The 19,687-nt window shown below is 67.9% G+C and carries 17 protein-coding genes and 1 pseudogene; 8 read left to right on the top strand and 10 right to left on the bottom strand.

Going from position 1 to position 19,687, the window contains the following annotated elements; translation table 11 throughout:
• Nucleotides 1–20 precede the first annotated feature (20 nt).
• Nucleotides 21–2,291, top strand: coding sequence for a thiamine pyrophosphate-dependent enzyme (locus ABIE04_RS02450; protein WP_354546992.1), 2,271 nt, complete (start codon nucleotides 21–23; stop codon nucleotides 2,289–2,291).
• Nucleotides 2,292–2,300: 9 nt separating this feature from the next.
• Here ABIE04_RS02450 and ABIE04_RS02445 read toward each other — a convergent pair whose 3' ends face one another.
• The 4 genes from ABIE04_RS02445 to ABIE04_RS02430 form a co-directional block, all read right to left on the bottom strand.
• A complete protein-coding gene (locus ABIE04_RS02445; RefSeq protein ID WP_354546991.1) occupies nucleotides 2,301–4,043 on the bottom strand; it encodes a sensor domain-containing diguanylate cyclase in 1,743 nt (580 codons plus the stop codon).
• A gap of 399 nt (nucleotides 4,044–4,442) precedes the next feature.
• Nucleotides 4,443–5,159, bottom strand: coding sequence for a hypothetical protein (locus tag ABIE04_RS02440; RefSeq protein ID WP_354546990.1), 717 nt, complete (start codon nucleotides 5,157–5,159; stop codon nucleotides 4,443–4,445).
• A 137-nt stretch (nucleotides 5,160–5,296) separates the two neighbouring features.
• A complete protein-coding gene (gene mfd / locus ABIE04_RS02435) occupies nucleotides 5,297–8,755 on the bottom strand; it encodes a transcription-repair coupling factor (protein WP_354546989.1) in 3,459 nt (1,152 codons plus the stop codon).
• A gap of 97 nt (nucleotides 8,756–8,852) precedes the next feature.
• Nucleotides 8,853–9,458: a GNAT family N-acetyltransferase gene (locus tag ABIE04_RS02430; protein WP_354546988.1), complete on the bottom strand. Its 606-nt coding sequence runs from the start codon at nucleotides 9,456–9,458 to the stop codon at nucleotides 8,853–8,855.
• A gap of 198 nt (nucleotides 9,459–9,656) precedes the next feature.
• On the opposite strand from ABIE04_RS02430, the gene ABIE04_RS02425 reads away from it, so the two are divergent.
• Complete coding sequence (locus ABIE04_RS02425; RefSeq protein ID WP_354546987.1) at nucleotides 9,657–10,058, top strand: MmcQ/YjbR family DNA-binding protein; 402 nt, start codon at nucleotides 9,657–9,659, stop codon at nucleotides 10,056–10,058.
• Nucleotides 10,055–10,447 carry a VOC family protein gene (locus ABIE04_RS02420; protein ID WP_354546986.1) on the top strand — a complete coding sequence of 131 codons (393 nt, stop codon included), beginning with the start codon at nucleotides 10,055–10,057 and terminating at the stop codon, nucleotides 10,445–10,447. Before ABIE04_RS02425 ends, ABIE04_RS02420 begins: the two co-directional genes overlap by 4 nt.
• 4 nt (nucleotides 10,448–10,451) lie before the next feature.
• On the opposite strand, the gene ABIE04_RS02415 is transcribed toward ABIE04_RS02420, so the two are convergent.
• The 4 genes from ABIE04_RS02415 to ABIE04_RS02400 form a co-directional block, all read right to left on the bottom strand.
• Nucleotides 10,452–10,991 (bottom strand): DUF2058 domain-containing protein, encoded by a 540-nt coding sequence (locus ABIE04_RS02415; RefSeq protein ID WP_354546985.1) that lies wholly within the window; start codon nucleotides 10,989–10,991, stop codon nucleotides 10,452–10,454.
• A gap of 73 nt (nucleotides 10,992–11,064) precedes the next feature.
• Nucleotides 11,065–11,976, bottom strand: a complete 912-nt coding sequence (locus ABIE04_RS02410; RefSeq protein ID WP_354546984.1) for a cation diffusion facilitator family transporter — start codon at nucleotides 11,974–11,976, stop codon at nucleotides 11,065–11,067.
• 66 nt (nucleotides 11,977–12,042) lie between these two features.
• The gene (locus tag ABIE04_RS02405; protein WP_354546983.1) at nucleotides 12,043–12,558 is read right to left on the bottom strand and encodes a Slp family lipoprotein; all 516 of its coding nucleotides are present in this window, start codon (nucleotides 12,556–12,558) and stop codon (nucleotides 12,043–12,045) included.
• A gap of 39 nt (nucleotides 12,559–12,597) precedes the next feature.
• Nucleotides 12,598–13,512, bottom strand: coding sequence for a 23S rRNA (adenine(2030)-N(6))-methyltransferase RlmJ (locus ABIE04_RS02400; RefSeq protein ID WP_354546982.1), 915 nt, complete (start codon nucleotides 13,510–13,512; stop codon nucleotides 12,598–12,600).
• Between the two features lie 163 nt (nucleotides 13,513–13,675).
• Between ABIE04_RS02400 and ABIE04_RS02395 the strand changes: the two genes are divergently transcribed.
• The 5 genes and pseudogenes from ABIE04_RS02395 to ABIE04_RS02375 all read left to right on the top strand — a co-directional run bounded on the left by ABIE04_RS02395 (nucleotide 13,676) and on the right by ABIE04_RS02375 (nucleotide 18,327).
• Nucleotides 13,676–14,008 carry a hypothetical protein gene (locus ABIE04_RS02395; RefSeq protein WP_354546981.1) on the top strand — a complete coding sequence of 111 codons (333 nt, stop codon included), beginning with the start codon at nucleotides 13,676–13,678 and terminating at the stop codon, nucleotides 14,006–14,008.
• A gap of 595 nt (nucleotides 14,009–14,603) precedes the next feature.
• Nucleotides 14,604–16,355, top strand: coding sequence for a copper resistance system multicopper oxidase (locus tag ABIE04_RS02390; RefSeq protein ID WP_354546980.1), 1,752 nt, complete (start codon nucleotides 14,604–14,606; stop codon nucleotides 16,353–16,355).
• Nucleotides 16,352–17,488, top strand: a complete 1,137-nt coding sequence (locus tag ABIE04_RS02385) for a copper resistance protein B (protein WP_354546979.1) — start codon at nucleotides 16,352–16,354, stop codon at nucleotides 17,486–17,488. Before ABIE04_RS02390 ends, ABIE04_RS02385 begins: the two co-directional genes overlap by 4 nt.
• Before the next feature lie 8 nt (nucleotides 17,489–17,496).
• Nucleotides 17,497–18,060, top strand: a pseudogene (locus ABIE04_RS02380) (c-type cytochrome); the annotation flags it as partial.
• 51 nt (nucleotides 18,061–18,111) lie between these two features.
• Nucleotides 18,112–18,327: a GDCCVxC domain-containing (seleno)protein gene (locus tag ABIE04_RS02375; RefSeq protein WP_354546978.1), complete on the top strand. Its 216-nt coding sequence runs from the start codon at nucleotides 18,112–18,114 to the stop codon at nucleotides 18,325–18,327.
• A gap of 86 nt (nucleotides 18,328–18,413) precedes the next feature.
• Here the strand turns inward: ABIE04_RS02375 and ABIE04_RS02370 are convergent, their stop codons facing one another.
• Nucleotides 18,414–19,022, bottom strand: coding sequence for a cation transporter (locus ABIE04_RS02370; protein WP_354546977.1), 609 nt, complete (start codon nucleotides 19,020–19,022; stop codon nucleotides 18,414–18,416).
• Nucleotides 19,022–19,666 (bottom strand): class I SAM-dependent methyltransferase, encoded by a 645-nt coding sequence (locus ABIE04_RS02365; protein WP_354546976.1) that lies wholly within the window; start codon nucleotides 19,664–19,666, stop codon nucleotides 19,022–19,024. Before ABIE04_RS02365 ends, ABIE04_RS02370 begins: the two co-directional genes overlap by 1 nt.
• Between the last annotated feature and the right edge of the window lie 21 nt (nucleotides 19,667–19,687).

Genomic DNA, 19,687 nt, shown 5'->3' with positions numbered 1-19,687 from the left:
CTACCTTGCCGATAACCGCCATGTCCCTACCGTTCACCATCAGCGCTCGCCACAAAGGCTTCAACCGTGCCGAGGTCGTCGACCAGAACTTCATCGAGTTCGTGCAGCTCTGGCAAGGTGAGGCGTGCGCTGCGCCGCGCGACGACGAGGCCGTGTTGCCGGGCAGTGCGCTGGATGCACGCGGTTTCCGCGAGCTGCTGGAATCGCAGCTGATCTCGCGCCACCTCGACCTGATGGCGCGCGTGCTGCGCGTGCAGAACAAGGTGTTCTACACGATCGGTTCCAGCGGCCACGAGGGCAATGCGATGGTGGCGCGGCTGGCCCGGCATACCGATCCGGCGTTCCTGCACTACCGCTCCGGCGGCTTCATGGCCGAGCGCTTCCGCAAGATCCCGGGCATGGACCCGGTGATGGATTCGGCGCTGAGCTTCGCCGCCAGCAAGGACGACCCGGCTTCCGGCGGCCGCCACAAGGTGTGGGGCAGCAAGCCGTTGTGGGTGCTGCCGCAGACCTCGACGATCGCCTCGCACCTGCCCAAGGCGCTGGGCACCGCCGTGGCGATCGAGCAGGCGCGCCGCATCGGCCACCAGCTGCCGATTCCCGACGACAGCATCACGATCTGCTCGTTCGGCGACGCCTCCAGCAACCACGCCACCGCACAGACCGCGTTCAACACCGCGGCGTGGACGGCGTACCAGAAGCTGCCGGCGCCGGTGCTGTTCGTGTGCGAGGACAACGGCATCGGCATCTCGGTGAAGACGCCGAGCGGCTGGATCGCGAACAACTACCAGCATCGTTCCAACCTGGATTATTTCTTCGCCGACGGCCTCGACCTGGCCGAAGGCTATGCTCAGGTGCAGCGCGCGGTGGAACATTGCCGCAGCACGCGCCGGCCGACCTTCCTGCACCTCAAGACCACCCGCGTGATGGGCCACGCCGGCACCGACTTCGAGATCGAGTGGCGCTCGATCGAGGAGCTGTTCGCGGTGGAGGCGTCCGATCCGCTGCTGCGCTCGGCCGGCATCGCGCTGGAGTCCGGCTTGTACTCGAAGGATGCGTTGCTGAACCTGTACGAGACCACCCGCAAGCGTTGCTTCGCCGCCGCCGAGGATGCGGACTCGCGCCATCGGCTGACCTCGCTGGAAGACGTGATGAAGCCGCTGGCGCCGTACACGCCGACTGCGGTGAAAGCCGAGGCCACGCGTGCCGACTATGCGGAGAAGCGCCTGGCCGTGTTCGGCGGCGAGGCGAAGCTGCCGGAGAAACTGCCGCCGCGGCACCTGGCGATCCAGATCGGGCAGGCCCTGCACGACCTGCTGGCGAAGTATCCCGAGGCGCTGCTGTTCGGCGAGGACGTGGCGCAGAAGGGCGGCGTGTACACCGTCACCAAGGGCCTCAACAAGACCTTCAAGGGCAGCCGCGTGTTCAACACGCTGCTGGACGAAACGATGATCCTGGGCCTTGCCCAGGGCTACGCGAACATGGGCATGCTGCCGCTGCCGGAGATCCAGTACCTGGCGTACTTCCACAATGCCTGCGACCAGATCCGCGGCGAGGCGGCCTCGCTGCAGTTCTTCTCCAACGGGCAGTACCGCAACCCGATGGTGATGCGGGTGGCCTCGCTGGGTTACCAGAAGGGCTTCGGCGGCCATTTCCACAACGACAACTCGATCACCGCGCTGCGCGACATCCCCGGCCTGGTGGTGGGTTGCCCCAGCCGTGGCGACGACGCCGCGATGATGCTGCGCACGCTGATGGCGCTGGCGAAAGTGGACGGCCGCGTCTGCGCATTCCTCGAGCCGATCGCGCTGTACATGACCAAGGACCTGTACGAAGCCGGCGACGGCCAGTGGCAGTTCGACTATCCGGCGCCGGACCAGGCGATGACGCTGGGCGAGGGCCGCATCTACAACGAAGCGGCGAACGACCTCGTGGTTTTCACCTTTGGCAACGGCGTGCCGATGGCGCTGCGCGCCGCGCGCACGATCGAGAAGGAACTGGGCTGGCAGGTGCGCGTGGTCGACCTGCGCTGGCTGGCGCCGCTCAACGATGCCTTCATCGCGGCGCAGGCGAAGAGCGCCAAACGCATCCTGGTGCTGGACGAGGGCCGCAAGAGCGCCGGCGTGGGCGAGGGCGTGATCACCGCGATCGTCGAAGGCGGCTGCGGCGCCACGCCGATGCAGCGGGTGGTCGGCGCCGACACCTTCACCCCGCTGGCCGGGGCGGCGCTGCTGGTGCTGCCGGGCGAGGCCGAGGTCGTGGCGGCGGCGCAGGCACTGGCGAAGCGCTGACGGCGGCGCTCAACGCTCGCGCGTTTCCACCACGTGCAGGCGCGGACCAGCCGGCGCCTGCACGCTGCCGACGTGCAGCGAGACCCGGTTGCGGCCGCCCAGCTTGGCGTCGTACATGGCCTGGTCGGCGCGGTCGACCAGTGACTCCACGTCGTCGCCTTCCCGGCGTGCGGCGACGCCGATGCTGACGCTGAGCAGCAGCGAATCCTCGCTGACGGGTATTTCCAGCCGATGCACGCGCCGGCACAGGCGGGTCGCCACCTGCAAGGCCTGCTGCGCCGGGATGCCGTCGAGCAGGGCGACGAACTCCTCGCCGCCGTAGCGGCCGAGCAGGTCGGCGGGTCGCAGCTCGGTGGCCAGCGCCTTGGCCACGGCGACCAGTGCGCGGTCGCCGGCGTTGTGGCCCTGGCGATCGTTCAGCAGCTTGAAATGATCCAGGTCGAGGAACAGCAGCGCGATCGGCCGCGGCGGCCCGCTGGACAGCAGGGCGCTGGCGCGCTCGGTCCAGGCGCGGCGGTTGAGCACGTTGGTGAGCGCGTCGTGGTCGGCCAGCACCCGCACGATGTCGCGGTCGTGGCGCAGCCTGAGCGCACGATCGGCCAGGCCGATCGACAGCACGACCGCCTCGAACGCACCGCCGGCCAGGCTGGCGTCGTTGAGCCAGTCCAACTGCGGCAGTGCGCCGCCGACCTGGGCGCTGGTCAGCGCCGTAAGCAGCAGCAGCGGCGTCCATCCGGCCAGGAAGAACCATGCCTGGCGCGAACCGCGCGCCGCGGCGACGATGGCCGCTACCAGCAGCAAGGCAGCGCCGATCATCAGCAAGGGGTTGAGCAGGATCTGCGCCACCTCGACCAGCAACGGGATCCGGCTGCTGCGCATCAGCACCAGCTGGATCATGCCCACCGCCAGCGCCATGATCGGCACCCGCAGCAGCGGCGCGTAACTCTGCAGTTCGCAGAACCGCATCATGAACAGCGAGGCGAACGCGACCGACAGCGCCACGGCGGCGGAGCCGGCCAGCAAGGCCGTGCCCGACAGCAACTCCCACTCCATCGGATGGAACACGAAGCCGGTCTGGATGCCCTGGATCAGCGCGTAGCAGAGGATGTAGCCGGCATACCAGGCGTAGGTGACGTCGCGCAGCATCAGTGCAAAGCACAGCGCCATCAGCACCATCGCCAGCATCACCGCGAAGCAGGCGCTGGCGAAGACCAGCCACTGCGCGTCGGCGCGGATGTACTCGTTCCAGGATTCCAGGTGGAAGCGTACCGGTGCGCTCAGCGTCTGCGACGGTTCGAACTTCAGCAGGATCGGCGCCGAGGCGGCCATGCTGGCGGGCAGTTGCCAGGCCAGCCGGCCGTGGCCGTGGGTCGATGCACTGAAGTCGTCCAGCGCCAGCGTCTCCGGCTGGTCGCCGCCGAACACGGTGACCGTGCCCAGTGTGGGCGGGTAGATCGTCAGCACCCGCGCCGTATTGTCCCAGGGCGGCTGCGGCGTGATCACCACCCAGCTGCCGGTGCTGTTCTGCGGGAAGCGCTGCAGCAGGGATGGATCGAAGCTCTTCAGCAGGCCGGCATGGTATTCGTGCAGCACGGATTGCGGCGTGTCGCCGGCGTGCGCCTCGCGCCAGGCGCCGTTCAGCGGCGTGGCGGCGTGGGCCACGCCCAGCCCGAACCAGAACAGGCCCAGCACGAAGCCGCACCATGATCGCCTTGAGCGGATCGATGTCGGCATGGTGACCAGCCTCTCCATTTGCCTCTCCCCGCTGTGCGAGCATCGTGCAGGACTGCAGGTAGATGGTGCGTGTACCGACCGCTCCGCGGCATCACGCCCGGGATGTTCCAGGGCGCCGCCTGTCTCCTTGCCCGCCGGATTCCCACTCCGTGACCTGCCATGGAGCGGGCGACAACACCCGAACGTGCATCATCTTTTGTCCCTGTGTCAAGCACGGGTCGTGCCAGTGCCACGGCGCACGCCGCACAGCCAGGTCACGCGCCGTTGGCGGGCACCCCAGGCGGCCGGCATCCGGCATGGGGCGGCCGAAGTGGTTCAATCCGGACGCGGCGGGTCATCCGTGGCGGTATCGGGGCGCATGGTGCGGAGCAGGGGTATCGACGGCCGGTGACGATCGTCCTGCCGGTGCGAAGCCGCTCAGCCGACCAGCCAGCCCGCAAAAGCCATCCAGGCCGGGGTGCCGGCCAGCCACAGGCGCAGCGGTTGCGACACGATGATCACGGCGGCTCCCCAGCCGAACGCCGGATGCAGGCGGCGCTGCCGGATCGTGTCGATGGCGATGCAGGCGAGGATGAGCAGGTCGGCAAGGCCGAAGAACACGAGCGGTCCTCCGTGGCGGATGAAGTCCAGCGGCAGCCGGGCGATCGCTGCCGTGAGGATGCCGAGCGTGGCCAGCAGCATCAGCCGCCGATGGAAGTCGCTGCGCCGGCGCAGCAGCAGCCCGCTGCCGGCGATGCCGGCGAATACCAGGATGTCGAAGATAGGCACGCTGAGGAAGATCAGCGGCGGAATCCCCGGCGGCCCGGCATGGCGCCGCGCTCCTTCGATCGCGGTGGCGATGCCGAGGATCGGGATCAGCACCACCAGCGCGGCGCCGAACAGGCCGAGCCGCCGGTGCAGGCGGATGCGATGCGATTCGACCAGCCAGACCTGGGTCGCGAACACGACGAACCACGTGCTCATCACCAGGCCGTGCACATGCACCAGCGTGGGCAGCGTGGGCGTGCCGAACCAGGCCTTCAGATAATAGGTTTGCGCGAAGCCGGCGAACACCACCAGCGCGGCGACGATGGCCGCCCACCGGTACAGGCGTTGCAGGGCACCGGGACGACGGCTTTCAGGAACGGCGACCATGGCATCACTCTCCAGCCGGGCAAGGGATGGCCGGCATCGACGGACCGATTCAGGATGGATGCGCGCCCCCGTCGCACGGCCGCGATGCTAGGCCGATTGCCGGGGGCAGGCAAGCCGCGGGAGCGGCGGTGCCGAAGTCACGCAGGCCGGCGTGCGCCCAGTGTCACCAGCAGTTCCTGCGCGCTGCGGATGCGCTCGCTGGCGCCGGGCAGGTCGAGGATCACCTTCAGCTTGTCCTGGCCATCCAGCTTGTACACGCGCGGCTGGCGCTGGATCAGCTGGATGATGGTCATCGGGTTCACCTCGGGCTTCTCGCGGAACACGATGCGGCCGCCGTTCGCGCCGAAGTCGAGCTTGCGGATGCCGAGCGGGGTGGCCATCAGTTTCAGGCTGGCCACGGCGAACAGTTGCTTGGTGGGACCGGGCAGCAGGCCGAAGCGGTCGATCATCTCCACCTGCAGGTCGCGCAGATCGTCCTCGTGGCGGGCGCTGGCGATGCGCTTGTACAAGGTGAGGCGGTGGTGCACGTCGGGCAGGTAGTCGTCGGGGATCAGCGCAGGCAGGTGCAGCTCGACCTCGGTTTCGTGCTCGGAGCTCAAGTCGAAGTCCGGCACCTTGCCCGACTTCAGCGCGCGCACCGCGCGATCGAGCAGCTCGGTGTACAAGCCGAAACCGATTTCCTGGATCTGGCCGGACTGCTCGTCGCCGAGCAGCTCGCCGGCGCCGCGGATTTCCAGGTCGTGCGTGGCCAGGGTGAAACCGGCGCCGAGTTCTTCCAGCGAAGCCAGCGCCTCCAGCCGCTTCTGCGCATCGGCGGTGATCGAACGGCGGTCGGGCACCACCAGGTACGCATACGCGCGGTGGTGCGAACGCCCGACGCGGCCGCGCAACTGGTGCAGCTGGGCCAGGCCGAAGCGGTCGGCGCGGTCGATGATGATGGTGTTGGCGGTGGGGATGTCGATGCCGGTTTCGATGATGGTGGTGCACACCAGCACGTTGAAGCGCTGGCGGTGGAAGTCCGCCATCACGCCTTCCAGTTCGCGCTCGGGCATCTGGCCGTGGGCGATGCGGATGCGCGCGTCGGGCACCAGCTCTTCGAGTTCGCGCACGGTGCGCTCGATGCTCTGCACCTCGTTGTGCAGGAAGTACACCTGGCCGCCGCGCGACAGCTCGCGCTGCAGCGCCTCGCGGATCGTCGCCGGGTCCCACGCCGAGATGAAGGTGCGCACGGCGGTGCGGTGCGCCGGCGGCGTGGCGATCAGCGACAGGTCGCGCAGGCCGGCCATCGCCATGTTCAGCGTGCGCGGGATCGGTGTGGCGGTCATCGTCAGCAGGTCGACCTCGGCGCGCAGCTTCTTCAGCTGCTCCTTCTGGCGCACGCCGAAGCGCTGCTCCTCGTCGACGATGACCAGGCCGAGATTCTTGAACTTGATGTCCGGCTGCAGCAGCTTGTGGGTGCCCACGATCACGTCGATCTGGCCGTCGGCCAGGCGCTTCAGCGCGTCGTTCACTTCCTTGGTGGACTTGAAGCGCGACAGCACGTCCACGCGTACCGGCCAATCGGCGAAGCGGTCGGCGAAGTTGCGGTAGTGCTGCTGGGCGAGCAGGGTGGTCGGCACCAGCACGGCGACCTGCTTGCCGGCGGTGGCGGTGGCGAACGCGGCGCGCAGCGCGACTTCGGTCTTGCCGAAGCCGACGTCGCCGCAGATCACCCGGTCCATCGCGCGCGGCGCGGCAAGGTCGTTCAGCACCGCCTCGATCGCGCTTTCCTGATCGGGAGTTTCCTCGAACGGGAAGGTGCTGCCGAATTCCTCCACCAATTGGCGGTCGATCGGCAGCGATTCGCCGCCACGGGCCTGGCGCTGCGCGTAGATCGCCAGCAGCTCGGCGGCGACGTCGCGCACTTTCTCGGCGGCCTTGCGGCGCGCGCGTTCCCACGCATCGCCGCCCAGCGAATGCAGCGGCGCCAGTTCCGGCGCGGTGCCGGAGTAGCGGCTGACCAGGCCGAGCTGCGCCACCGGCACGTACAGCTTGTCGCCCTTGGCGTACTCGATGGTGAGGAACTCGCCGTCCATGCCGCCCACGTCCATCGAGACCAGGCCCTGGTAGCGGCCCACGCCGTGATCGACGTGCACGATCGGCGCACCGGGAGTGAGCTCGGTGAGGTCGCGGATGATCGCTTCGGGGTCGCGCGCGGTGCCGCGGCGGCGCTTGCGGTCGCGCTCGCTGCGCACCCGCTCGCCGTACAGCTCGCGCTCGGTGAGCACGGTGAGCGCGGGCGTGGTCAGCGCGAAGCCCTGCTCCAGCCCGGCGATGGTGATCGCGAAACGTTGTGCCTCTTCAGCAAGGAAGGACGTCCAGCCGTCCACGTTGTCCGGTTTCATTCCGGCGCCGGCCAGCGTCTCGATCAGCGCCTCGCGCCGCCCCGCCGAATCCGCGGCGATCAACACCCGGCCCGGGTAACTGACCAGGAAATGCCGCAGCGACGTGCCCGGTTCCTCGCCCTTGCGGTTCAGTGGCAGCTCCGGCGCCGGCTGGGTGCCGGTGTCGACGGCGTGCTCGTGGCCAGGATCGACCACTTCCACGCGCAGCCGCTTGTTGAGCCGCTCGCGCAACTGTTCCGGCGGCAGATAGAGTTCGGCCGGTGGCAACACCGGGCGCTCGATGTCGTGCGCGCGCTGGTCGTAGCGTTCGGCGGTCTGCGCCCAGAACTGGTCGGCCGCTTCGCTGGCGCCTTCGCCGAGCACGAACAGCGCATCGTCGGCGAGGTAGTCGAACAGCGTGGCGGTTTGCTGGAAAAAAAGTGGCAGGTAGTACTCGATGCCGCCGGGCGTGACGCCTTCCTTCATGTCCTGGTACAGCGGGCAGCGGCGCACGTCGATCGGGAAGCGCTCGCGCAGGTTGCCGCGGAACTCCTTCGCTGCTTCGTCGGTGAGCGGAAACTCGCGCGCGGGCAGCAGTTCGACCCGGTCCACCTGTTGCTGCGAGCGCTGGGTTTCCGGATCGAAGCTGCGGATCGACTCCACTTCGTCGTCGAACAGCTCGATGCGGTACGGCTCGGCCGTACCCATCGGGAAGATATCGAGCAGTGCGCCGCGCACGGCGAAGTCGCCCGGCTCGGCCACCTGCGGCACGTGGCGGTAGCCGGACGCTTCCAGCCGGCGCTGTTCGCCGGCGAGGTCGAGCTTCTGGCCCTTCGCCAGCACCAGCCCGGAGCCGGTGATGTGCGAGCGCGGGGCGATCCGCTGCATCAGCGTGGCCACCGGCACCACCAGCACGCCGCGCTTCACGTTCGGCAGCTGGTACAGCGTGGCGATGCGCTGCGAGACGATCTCCGGGTGCGGGCTGAATGCGTCGTAGGGCAGGGTTTCCCAGTCCGGGAAATGCAGCACCGGCAGGCCGCCGGCGAAGATCTTCAACTCGGACTCCAGCGCCTGCGCGCGCTGGGTGTCGCGCGCCACCACCACCAGCAGGCCCTCGTGCGTGCGCGCCGCTTCGGCAAGCAGCAGCGCCCGGGCGGAACCGTGTGGCGGCGTCCAGTAGCGGCGTTGCTTGGAAGTGGTCGGCAGGGGCGGGTGCTTGATCGGACTGGTCATGGGGACGCATGTTCAAGGCGCCGCCATCGAGCCGCGCCGGGGAAAGCGGGCAAGTGTAACGCGATGGCTCCGACAGGCCCCACCCGCCGTTGCGGTCTTACAGCTTCAACGTGATCTGTGCCGTGCCCGGTTCGTCCGGCATCGCCCGCTGAGTGAAGCCCAGTTCCTTGCACAGCTGCAGCATCGGCCGGTTCTCCTGCAGTACATAGCCCCACAGTTCGGCGAGGCCGCGGCGGCGGCAGTCGTCGACCAGCCGTTGCATCAGCAGCGCGCCGAGGCCGAGCCGGCTCCAGTCCTGCTCGACCAGTACCGAAAATTCGGCGCTGTCGGTGGCCTCGTCGACGAAGATCCGGCCCACGCCGCGCATCTCGATCGGCTTGATGGATTCGTCCATCAGCACATAGGCGGTCTCCAGCGCGGGGTCGATGCGGCACAACCGCTGCGCCATCGGCGCGGGCAGCTCGGACATCGCATGCAGGAAGCGGCGGCGGATGTCCTCCGGCGACAGCCGGGTGAAGCAGCGCTGCATCGCGGCCACATCGCCCGGCTCGATCGCGCGCAACACCAGCTCGCGGCCGTCCTGGGTACGCACCTGCTCGCCGTGCGACGACGGCGCCACCTTGGGGCGCGCAAAGCGCTCGCTGCTGCGTGGCGGCAACGAGGCGTAACGGGACGGGGCAGAGAAATCGATGGCAGGAATCATGGCAGTTCCATACTTTTGCGTATTGTGTGCAACGCAACATGAATTTGCAATGACGGGCCCTGCGGTGAGCTGCCGCATAGGCATGGAGCCATCGCTGTGATCGGTCGGCCCATGTTGCGGCACGGGGTAATACGGGCATGGCAGACAGGAAAGACACCACCCCGCACAATGCGAGGCTGGACTTCCTCGGAGCACGGCATGACCCGCAAACCGGCAAACGGTCTCACCGCGGCGCAACTGGACGCGCTGTGCGGCCACTGGTCCGGCGTCACCCGTGATACCAAATGGGGCGTCGACATGGTGTTCAGCGTCGGCGGCAAGATGTTCGCGGTGATGCCGTCGGACGGCAGTGAAGGCGGGCGGTTGTCGTTCAAGGTGGCCGACGACCGCTTCCTCGAACTCACCGACCAGCCCGGCATCATCCCTGCGCCGTATCTGGCGCGCGCGCACTGGATCTCGATCACCGAACCGCAGCGTTTCGCCACCACGGAACTGGAGGCGTTCATCCTCGACGCGTACACGCTGATCCGCGCGAAGCTGACGAAAAAACTGCAGGCCGAACTGGGCCCGCTGCCGACGCTCAAGGCAGGAAAGAAATGAAACAGCACCTCGGCGCCCTGGCGCTCCTGGTCGCCGACTACGACGAGGCGATCGCCTGGTACACCCGCGCGCTCGGTTTCGATCTAATCGAAGACACCGACCTGGGCGGCGGCAAGCGCTGGGTGCTGCTGGCGCCGCCCGGCTCACGCGAAACCCGTTTGCTGCTGGCCAAGGCGAAAGGCGACGAGCAGGCTTCGCGCATCGGCAACCAGACCGGCGGTCGCGTGTTCCTGCTGCTCCACACCGACGACTTCCAGCGCGACTGGCAGCGCATGCGCGCCGAAGGCGTGCGCTTCCGCGAGGAGCCGCGCCACGAGGCCTACGGCACGGTGGCGGTGTTCGAGGACCTGTACGGCAATGGCTGGGATCTTCTGGAACTGAAGCGCTGACGCGTTACCAGACCAGGTCGTCCGGCACCTGGAACTGCTTGTAGTACTCATCGTCCGCGTCGTTGCCGCTGCCGGCTTCGGCGCGGCCGTGGTCGAGCACGATCATCGCCGCGTCGCGCTCGTACACCTTGTCGGCCGCGACCCGCGGCAGCAGCTCGTAGCCCTGGTCGTGACGCACGATCACCAGCGTGCCGCTGGCCAGCTGCGCACGCAGCGCCTCGTTCACCAGCACGTCCCTGATCTTGTCGCCGTCGGTAAAGCGATAGGCGATCTCGCCCTCGCGCTTCACCTTGTGCGCCTCGACGATCTGCCGCACCTGCGCGCGCGCCTCGTGGGTCCGCGCCTGCGCATTGCGCTCGGCGGCCAGCGCGCGATCGCGCTCGGCCTTCTCCGCCTGCAGGCGCTGTGCCTCCACCTGCTCGGCACTCGGCGCCGCCGGTCCCTTGCCCTTGTGTTTCTTCGCCTGCTCGCGCACGACCTGCGCGGCCTTGGTCTTGTTGACCAGGCCGGCCTTGAGCAGCTGTTCTTGCAGGGGATTGCGCATGGGATGAACGAGAGAGCCAGGCGGGATGGAGGTGGGAATTGTAGCGTGGGCTCGCGCGTTCAACCGTTACCGGTCAATCCGCATTGTCCGGCTCGAAAAAGCTCCAGCGCACGTCGCCGAACTCGGCTTTCATGGCGGCCTCGACGGTGTTGATCGCTTCGATCAGATGGTGGTTGCCGGCGGTGGGCTGCATGCGCGCCTTCACCGCCACCATCACGTCCGGGCCCATCTGCAGGGTGATCAGGTTGAGCACTTCGGCGACTTCGGGGCGGTTGTCGAGGAAGGCCAGCAGCTCCTCGCGGCGGCGCGGTTCGACACCCTGACCGATCAGCAGGGCCTTTACCTCGATCGCCACCAGCACCGCTACCACGATCAGCAGCACGCCGATCGCGATGGTGCCGGCGGCGTCGAACATCAGGTTGCCGGTGAGCATGGTGGCGCCCACGGCGATCGCGGCCAGGCACAGGCCGACGAGGGCGGCCAGGTCTTCGCCGAAGATCACCAGCAGTTCGCTGGAGCGGGTCTGGCGGAACCATGTCCACAGGTTCTGGTCGCCGCGGGCCTTGTTCACTTCCTGCAGGCAGCCGCGCATCGAGATGCCTTCGACGACGATGCCGAAAATGAGCACGCCCATCGCCAGCCATGGCCACTTGAGCGGTTCGGGATGGGTGAGCTTGTGCACGCCCTCGTAGATCGAGAACATGCCGCCCACGCTGAACAGCAGGATGGCGACGAGGAACGACCAGAAGTACAGCGCGCGGCCCCAGCCCAGCGGGAATTCGTCGGACGGCGGGCGCTTGGCCTGGCGGATGCCGAGCAGCAGCAGGCCCTGGTTGCCGCAGTCGGCCAGCGAGTGCACGGCCTCGGCCATCATCGCGCCGGAACCGGTGACGAAGGCGGCGAACAGCTTGGCCACGAAGATGGCGAAGTTGGCGCCCAGCGCGAGCAGGATGGCCTTGATCGGGTTGGCGTGACCGGATGACATGCGGCTTCAGTCCCTGAGAATGAGGTCGGGGAGTTTAGCGGTCACGCAGGATATTGCGCACGCCGGTCAGCGGATGCCGACGCCCAGGCCCACGCCGAAGCGGACGTTGTTGCGGCCCTTATTCATCTCGTCTGCGGTCCACACGTGCGACTGCGCCACCGTCACCAGCGGGAACACGTAGTCGGCTTCGCCGACCTTGCCGGCGCGGCTGCCGTTGAGCTTGCCGTCGACCGTCATCAGCGCGCCGGACGGGTAGTCCAGCGGTTCCACGTAGCCGGGCATCACGGCGATGAAGCGGCCGTTGCCGCTGTCGTTCGCCTTCGGCCGCTGCGAGGCATCCAGCGGATAGGCCAGCAGTTCGATCTCGCTGTGGTCGCTGAACACCTTGACCTGCACGATGCGTCCGCCCCAGATCACCTCGCTGTTGCTGAAGTTCTCCGGTGATTGCGCCACCTGGAACGGCGCGGCGGTGACCGCGGCACCGGTGGTCTTGTAGATCGGTGCCGGTGCGCAGGCAGCCAGCATCAACAGGGCGGCCGGCACGGCGAGGCGGGTCAGCATGAAGGCGAGGCGGATGCGCATGGTCGTGCTCCTGGAGGAACGCTGGCTGGTGCGTCGAGCTTAGCGGCGACCCGGCGGCCGCGGTAGTCGCGAGGCGGGTAGCGGGCTGGGCGTGTTCAGCTGGCTGCCGGCTTCGTCCAGCAGCCAGTCCAGCTTCCATTCGGCCGGGCGATCCTGCGACAGCAGGCTGGCCAGCACGCGCAGCGGTTCGCGCAGGGTGTCGTCGAGGTTCCACGGCGCGTTGAGGATCACCATGCCCGAGCCGTTGAGGCGCAGCGGCGAATCGTCCGGATGCACCAGCAGCTCGGCGCGCAGGATGCGCTTCACCCCGCTGTGCTGCAGCTTGCGCAGGAACGGCTGCACCTGGCTGCGCAGCTTGATCGGATACCACACGGCATAGACGCCGGTGGGCCAGCGCAGCAGGGCCGACTTCAGCGCCTGCTCGATCAACTTGTACTCGGCGTCCTGTGCCTCGTACGGCGGGTCGATCAGCACCAGGCCGCGCTTCTCCTTCGGCGGAAGCAGCGCCTTCAGCGCCTCGTAGCCGTCGCGCTGATGCACGTGCACCTGCGGATTGCCACGGAACAGGTCGCGCAGTTTGGATGCTTCCTCGGTGTGCAGTTCGCACAACTGCGCGCTGTCGTCCGGACGCAGCAGGCGGGCCACCTGCAGCGGCGAGCCGGGATAGTGCTTCAGGCCCTGCTCGTTGTCTTCGCTCTTGAGGATGCCGGTGCGCCAGCGTTGCAGCAGCGGCGGCACTTTCTCGGCCGGATGCAGGCGCGCGATGCCGTCCTTGTGCTCGCCGGTCTTGCGCGCTTCGAAGCCGTCCAGCGGATAGTTGCCGCTGCCGGCGTGGGTGTCGATGTAGCAGAACGGCGTGGGCTTGGCCTGCATCGCCTCGATCAGCGCGAGCAGTACGGTGTGTTTCAGGACATCGGCGAAATTGCCGGCGTGATAGGCGTGGCGGTAATTCATGGCGGTCACGGCGGGCGGGGTGCCCAGTATAAAGGCCGCGCGGCACCCCCACGCCGCACTGCGTAACCTTTCCTGCACATCGACCGGTGCAGGCTCCGCCTGTTGCAGCGTTGCAACCGGCCGGACATGCGGCTCCGGCCGTCCCCCAGTGCGGAGAATTACCATGACGTTCTCGCCGAAAATCATCATCGCAACGGCCGCGTTCGGCCTTTGCATGGCCGCCACTGCAGCCAGCGCCCAGGATACCGGCAGCATGACGCCGGCTCCGGCCTCCAGCAGCATGGGCCACATGGGAACGATGCAACACAAGATGCATCGCGAAAGCAACGGCAGCATGCACAAGATGCCGGCTACCGTGAGTTCGGTCGATACCAAGACCGGCATGGTCGAGGTGAACTCGGAAGGCATGTCGCTGCGCGTGCACTTCCCGCCGGCTTCGGTGGCGAATCTGAAGGCCGGCGACAAGATCACGCTGCACATGGGCTACAGCAAGTAGCTCGCCGGGGCGTCGGACGAACCGTGGTGGCCACCCGCCACGACACCGATGGACCCCCGTCCAGAGTTGAGGCTCGCCGGCACGGACTTTATGCTGTGCCGGTGAACCGCTCTCTACGCCATGTCGCACGCATGCCATCCTTTCGGGCGATGGCATGGTTGGCGTGGCTGATTCTTGCAATGGCACCGGTGCACGGCATGCCCGGTGGAATGATGGGCGACGCGCATCAGGGTGCGCCCGTGTCATCCGTCGCCCATCCTGCCGATCATGGCCAGCACGCCATGCCGGCCCAGCCCGATTGCTGTGGCGACCAGGGCCATGGTCTGCGTGGTTCGATGGGGGCCGCGCACTGTGCGGCGATGTGCGGCAGCGTCTTGCCGGCAGTCGCCATGACCGAACTTGTCCCGGTGGCTCCGGAGCGTTTGCGTATCTCTCCACTCTTCGCGCCCACGCCCAGTGTCGTTTACGCGGCGCCGCTGCGTCCTCCGGCGGGCTGATCCCCGCTCACTGCGATAGCGCTTTCACGCCCGCTCGACGGCAGCGTGAACGCAACCCGTGACCGGCATCGACGGCTGATGCCCCGAAGGAGACAAACGTGGATCCATTTCCCCCGTCGCCCGCGACCGATCTGTCGCGGCGGCGTTTCGTGCAGGGCCTGGCCCTGGGTGGCGCGGTGGCCGGCCTCGGCCTGCTGCGCCCTTCGAACGCCTGGGCGCTGACCAGCCCGGGCCAGCCCACGGCACTGAGCGGCACCGATTTCGCGCTGGACATCGTCGAGACCGCCGTCAATTTCACCGGCGTGGCACGGCCCGCGACCACGGTCAACGGCGGCGTGCCCGGCCCGCTGCTGCGCTGGCGGCAGGGCACCACGGTGAACCTGCGCGTGACCAACCGCTTGCGCGTGCCGACCTCGATCCACTGGCACGGCATCATCCTGCCGTTCCAGATGGATGGCGTGCCCGGCCTCAGTTTCGACGGCATCGCGCCGGGCGAAAGCTTTCTCTACCGGTTCCAGGTGCGCCAGAGCGGCACCTACTGGTATCACTCGCACTCGGGGTTCCAGGAACAGAACGCGCTGTACGGCCCGTTGGTGATCGAACCGGCCGGCCCCGACCGCTACCCCACGGATCGCGACTACGTGGTGATGCTCAACGACTGGACCGACGAGGATCCCGAGCGCATCTACGCCAAGCTCAAGAAGCAGAGCGATTACTACAACTTCGCCCAGCCGACCGTGCCGGACTTCCTTCGCGACGTGCGCGGGCAGGGGCTGGGCCGGGCGCTGGCGATGCGCAGGATGTGGAACGCCATGCGCATGAACCCGACCGACCTGAGCGACGTCTCCGGCCACACCTATACCTACCTGATGAACGGCGCCGCGCCGGCGGGCAACTGGACCGGCATCTTCAGGCCTGGCGAGAAGATCCGGCTGCGCTTCATCAACGGTTCGTCGTCCACCATCTTCGACGTGCGCGTTCCCGGCCTGAAGATGACGGTGATCGCCGCCGACGGCCAGGACGTGCAACCGGTGACGGTCGACGAGTTCCGCATCTCGGCGGCCGAAACCTACGACGTCATCGTCGAGCCGCAGGACAAGCGTGCGTACACCTTGTTCGCCCAGTCAATCGACCGCAGCGGCTACGCGCGCGGCACGCTGGCGCCGCGGCAGGGCATGGAAGCCGAGGTGCCGGCGCCGGACAAGCGCTTGTGGCTGGGCATGCAGGACATGATGGGCGCGATGCCGCACGCGGACCACGGCGGCGCCCCTGCCGCGATGCCCGGCATGGATCACGGCAACATGGCCGGCAGGGTGGCCGCAACGGCACCGGCCGTGCACCACGCGCGTACCGAATACGGCCGCGGCGTGGACATGCACGTCGACATGCCGCGCACCAATCTCGACGATCCGGGCATCGGCCTGCGCGGCAACGGCCGCCGCGTGCTGACCTACGCCGACCTGCACACCATCGGCGGCCCGATCGACGCGCGCGAACCCGGCCGCGAGATCGAGCTGCACCTGACCGGCAACATGGAGCGCTTCATGTGGTCGTTCGACGGCATCAAGTTCTCCGACGCCAAGCCGGTGCATTTCAATACCGGCGAACGCCTGCGCATCGTGCTGGTCAACGACACCATGATGAACCACCCGATCCACCTGCACGGCATGTGGAGCGAGCTGGAGAATCCGGACGGCCAGTTCCAGGTGCGCAAGCACACCGTCAACGTGCAGCCGGCGCAGCGCATCACCTACGCGGTAACGGCCGACGCGCCGGGCCGCTGGGCCTATCACTGCCACCTGCTGTACCACATGGAGGCGGGCATGTTCCGCGAGGTGGTGGTGTCATGAAGATGCATCGTCGCGACACTTCGATCGTTCCACTTTGTTCGGCGTTGCTGGCCGCACTGATGCTGGCGTCGCCGCTGGCGGCAGTGGCGCAGAGCGCTCCGGCCTCGTCGAGCAGCACGGTGCCGATGGACATGGGCGCGATGCCAGGCATGGATCACGCCGGCATGCAAGGCATGATGCCGGCTACCGCGGGCAGCGCCGCGAAACCGGCGATGAACGCCCCGGTCAAGCAGCCGAATGCCCCGGACACGTCGGCGCCTTCGTCCGCAGGAATGCACGACATGAGCGGGATGGATCACGGCCCGATGCCGGAGATGGATCATGGCGCCATGACCGGGATGAACCACGGCCCGGCGCCTGCCACGCCAGCGACGTCCGATCACGCCATGCCGGGCATGGCCATGGGGCCGATGCAGGGCGGCCGCGCACCAGCGGACGCACGCAGCGGCGATTATTCCGACGGCATCGCCGCCAGCCCCGCGCACGAACTGCACATGCACGGCGGCGCACCGGCCGGCATGCTGCTGGTGGATCAGCTGGAAGCGTTCCACGGCCGTGACGGCAACGGCCAGTCGTGGGAAGCCGAAGGCTGGTACGGCAGTGACACGGACAAGCTGTGGCTGCGCAGCGAGGGCGAGCGCAGCGGCGGCAGGCTCGAAGATGGCGAACTCGAGGCGCTGTGGAACCACGCCGTCGCCGCGTTCTGGAGCACGCAGCTGGGCGTGCGCCATGACTTCGGCACCGATCCGCAGCGAAGCTGGGCCGCGTTCGGCGTGCAGGGCTTGGCGCCGTACTGGTTCGAAGTCGAGGCCACCGCCTACGTCGGACCTTCTGGGCGTACCGCGGCACGCCTGCGTGCCCACTACGAGCTGCTGTTCACCCAACGGCTGATCCTGCAGCCGGAGTTGGAGGCCAACCTCCACGGCCGCTCCGATCCGGCGCGCCGCACCGGCAGCGGTCTCGCCGATGCGAAACTGGGGCTGCGCCTGCGCTACGAGATACGACGTGAATTCGCACCGTACATCGGCGTAGTCTGGACGCGCCGTTTCGGCGCCACGGCCGATTTCGCCCGCGCCGATCATCAGGCCGCCCTCGACCGGCAATGGGTCGCCGGCGTCCGCATCTGGTTCTGAGGAGCGCCATGAAACGACTCATCATCACCTTCGCGATTCTCTGCCTCGTCGTCATCGTCGGCGTCGGCGCCTTCGTCTGGTCAGGCGTCTACAACATCGGCGCCGACGACCACCACACGAAACCCGTCTACGCGCTGATGCAGGCGCTGCGCGAGCGTTCGATCGAGCACCACGCGAAGGACATCGTGGTGCCGAACCTCGAGGATCCGCAGCTGATCCTCAAGGGCGCCGGCCAGTACGCGGCGATGTGCACCGGCTGCCACCTGGCGCCGGGCATGGCCGAGAACGAAATGCGCCCGGGCCTGTACCCGAAGCCGCCGCAATTGTCGAAGTTCCGCCCCGACCCGCGCGAGGCGTTCTGGGTGATCAAGCACGGCATCAAGATGAGCGCGATGCCGGCGTGGGGCTCCAGCCACGACGACGCCACGATCTGGAGCATGGTGGCGTTCCTGCAGAAGCTGCCCGACATGACGCCGGCGCAATACAAGGACATCGTGGCGAAGGCGCCGCCGGATGAAGACATGGACATGGACATGTCCGGCCACGACCACGACGCGGCGGAGCATGCACATGAGCAATGACGGCGTCGCAGCCACGCCGGGCGGGGTGATGGCGCCGATCCGGTGACGACCGAACTCATCCTGCGCAGCACGCTGACCTGCCCGCATTGCGGTTGCCAGGTCACCGAGACGATGCCGACCGACGCCTGCCAGTTCTTCTACGACTGTCCCGGCTGCGGCAAATTGTTGCAGCCCAAACCCGGCGACTGTTGCGTGTTCTGTTCCTGGGGCAGCGTGCCGTGCCCGCCGATCCAGCAGCAGAAGACCTGCTGCGGCTAGCGGTTCGACGGGGACGAGCGCGAGGCGGAGAACGCGGGAGCGGCCTTGATGCGAAAGTGTTGTCGCGTCGATCGCGCTGTTGGCTGTCAGCGGGTGCTGCGTGCGGCGTCGCGCAGGACGCCGCACCCGGAGCGCAGCAACAGCACCGCCAGCCCGAGGGCGACGAGTCGGTCGGGCCATGCGGCGTCGAACGCCCATACGCCGGCGGCGGCGAGCACCACCGACAGATTCGCGGCCACGTCGTTGCGCGAGCAGATCCAGACCGACGACATGTTGAGGTCGTCATCGCGGTGCCGGTACAGGAGCAGCAGGCACCAGCCGTTGGCGAGCAGGCCGAGCAGGCTGAACGCGCCCATCCACGCAAACAGCGGTTCGGCCGGGTGCCACGCGCGCCAGCCCAACTGCACCAATACGAGCAGCCCGGCCATCACGATCAGGCCGCCCTTGATGCGCGCGACCTGCGTCTTGGCGTGCATGCTGCGGCCGACGGCCCACAGGCTGACGAGATAGGTCAGCGCATCGCCCAGGTAGTCGAAGCTGTCCGACAGCAGCGCCGAGGAGCGCGCCTGCATGGCGGCCACGACCATGATCGCGAAGGCGGCGGCGTTGATGACGAGCACGGTCTTCAACACGCCACGCTGGCGCAGCGCCAGTTGTGCCGCCGCGGCTCCGCAGCATGTGTCGCAATTTGCCATCAGCGCATGTCTCCCGTGGTGTCGGCGGACGTCCGCCGGAACAAGGCGTAAAGGAACTGCTGGGTGGTGCCGAACGGGGTTGCGTGGAATTCCAGCGTGCTGTCGACCAGCGCGAAGCCGTCGCCGAGTACGCGGGCAAGTTCCCCAACGTCGTAGCGGACCGTATCCAGCCCGCTGCACTTCAGCGGGCCCTGCGGGCCGAACGTGGCCAGTATCGCGTGGCCGCCCGGCTTCAGGGCATGGGTGAGCTGCCGCAGGTAGTGCGCGCGTTGTTCCGCCTCGGTCAGGAAGTGGAACACGGCGCGGTCGTGCCACAGGTCGTAGCGGGCCTGCGGCAGCGGCGCGTCGAGCAGGTCGGCCGCCAGCCAGGTCACCGCGTTCGCCGTCTCGCCCAGGCGTTCACGGGCGATGTTCAGGGCCGTCGCGGAAATGTCGAGCACGCTGAGGTCGCGGTAGCCGCGTGCAAGCAGGTCGTCGACCAGGGTAGATGCGCCGCCGCCCACATCGAGCACGGCGGTGTTGCGCTCGGGCGCGGCGCGCTCGATCAACGCCAGTGAGGTATCCAGATGCGGGCGGTACCAGCTGACCGCATCCGGCGCCTTGGTCCGGTAGACCGTTTCCCAGTGCTGCTGCTTGTCGGTCATGGGCCGCTCCTCGGGAATGCC

The organism is Rhodanobacter soli (genome assembly GCF_040548735.1).
In the GTDB taxonomy this organism is placed as follows: Bacteria; Pseudomonadota; Gammaproteobacteria; order Xanthomonadales; family Rhodanobacteraceae; genus Rhodanobacter; species Rhodanobacter soli_A.
Note: the sequence above shows the minus strand (reverse complement) of the source record. Positions and strands in the feature narration are given on the sequence as shown.

What these genes read in the sequence shown, in the direction of transcription:
- ABIE04_RS02420 (WP_354546986.1), top strand. Translation starts at nt 10,055, where the DNA reads ATGAAACAGCACCTCGGCGCCCTGGCGCTCCTGGTCGCCGACTACGAC.
- ABIE04_RS02400 (WP_354546982.1), bottom strand. Translation starts at nt 13,512, where the DNA reads ATGAATTACCGCCACGCCTATCACGCCGGCAATTTCGCCGATGTCCTG.
- ABIE04_RS02415 (WP_354546985.1), bottom strand. Translation starts at nt 10,991, where the DNA reads ATGCGCAATCCCCTGCAAGAACAGCTGCTCAAGGCCGGCCTGGTCAAC.
- ABIE04_RS02425 (WP_354546987.1), top strand. Translation starts at nt 9,657, where the DNA reads ATGACCCGCAAACCGGCAAACGGTCTCACCGCGGCGCAACTGGACGCG.
- ABIE04_RS02365 (WP_354546976.1), bottom strand. Translation starts at nt 19,666, where the DNA reads ATGACCGACAAGCAGCAGCACTGGGAAACGGTCTACCGGACCAAGGCG.
- mfd (WP_354546989.1), bottom strand. Translation starts at nt 8,755, where the DNA reads ATGACCAGTCCGATCAAGCACCCGCCCCTGCCGACCACTTCCAAGCAA.
- ABIE04_RS02445 (WP_354546991.1), bottom strand. Translation starts at nt 4,043, where the DNA reads ATGGAGAGGCTGGTCACCATGCCGACATCGATCCGCTCAAGGCGATCA.
- ABIE04_RS02370 (WP_354546977.1), bottom strand. Translation starts at nt 19,022, where the DNA reads ATGGCAAATTGCGACACATGCTGCGGAGCCGCGGCGGCACAACTGGCG.
- ABIE04_RS02385 (WP_354546979.1), top strand. Translation starts at nt 16,352, where the DNA reads ATGAAGATGCATCGTCGCGACACTTCGATCGTTCCACTTTGTTCGGCG.
- ABIE04_RS02410 (WP_354546984.1), bottom strand. Translation starts at nt 11,976, where the DNA reads ATGTCATCCGGTCACGCCAACCCGATCAAGGCCATCCTGCTCGCGCTG.
- ABIE04_RS02395 (WP_354546981.1), top strand. Translation starts at nt 13,676, where the DNA reads ATGACGTTCTCGCCGAAAATCATCATCGCAACGGCCGCGTTCGGCCTT.
- ABIE04_RS02430 (WP_354546988.1), bottom strand. Translation starts at nt 9,458, where the DNA reads ATGATTCCTGCCATCGATTTCTCTGCCCCGTCCCGTTACGCCTCGTTG.
- ABIE04_RS02450 (WP_354546992.1), top strand. Translation starts at nt 21, where the DNA reads ATGTCCCTACCGTTCACCATCAGCGCTCGCCACAAAGGCTTCAACCGT.
- ABIE04_RS02440 (WP_354546990.1), bottom strand. Translation starts at nt 5,159, where the DNA reads ATGGTCGCCGTTCCTGAAAGCCGTCGTCCCGGTGCCCTGCAACGCCTG.
- ABIE04_RS02405 (WP_354546983.1), bottom strand. Translation starts at nt 12,558, where the DNA reads ATGCGCATCCGCCTCGCCTTCATGCTGACCCGCCTCGCCGTGCCGGCC.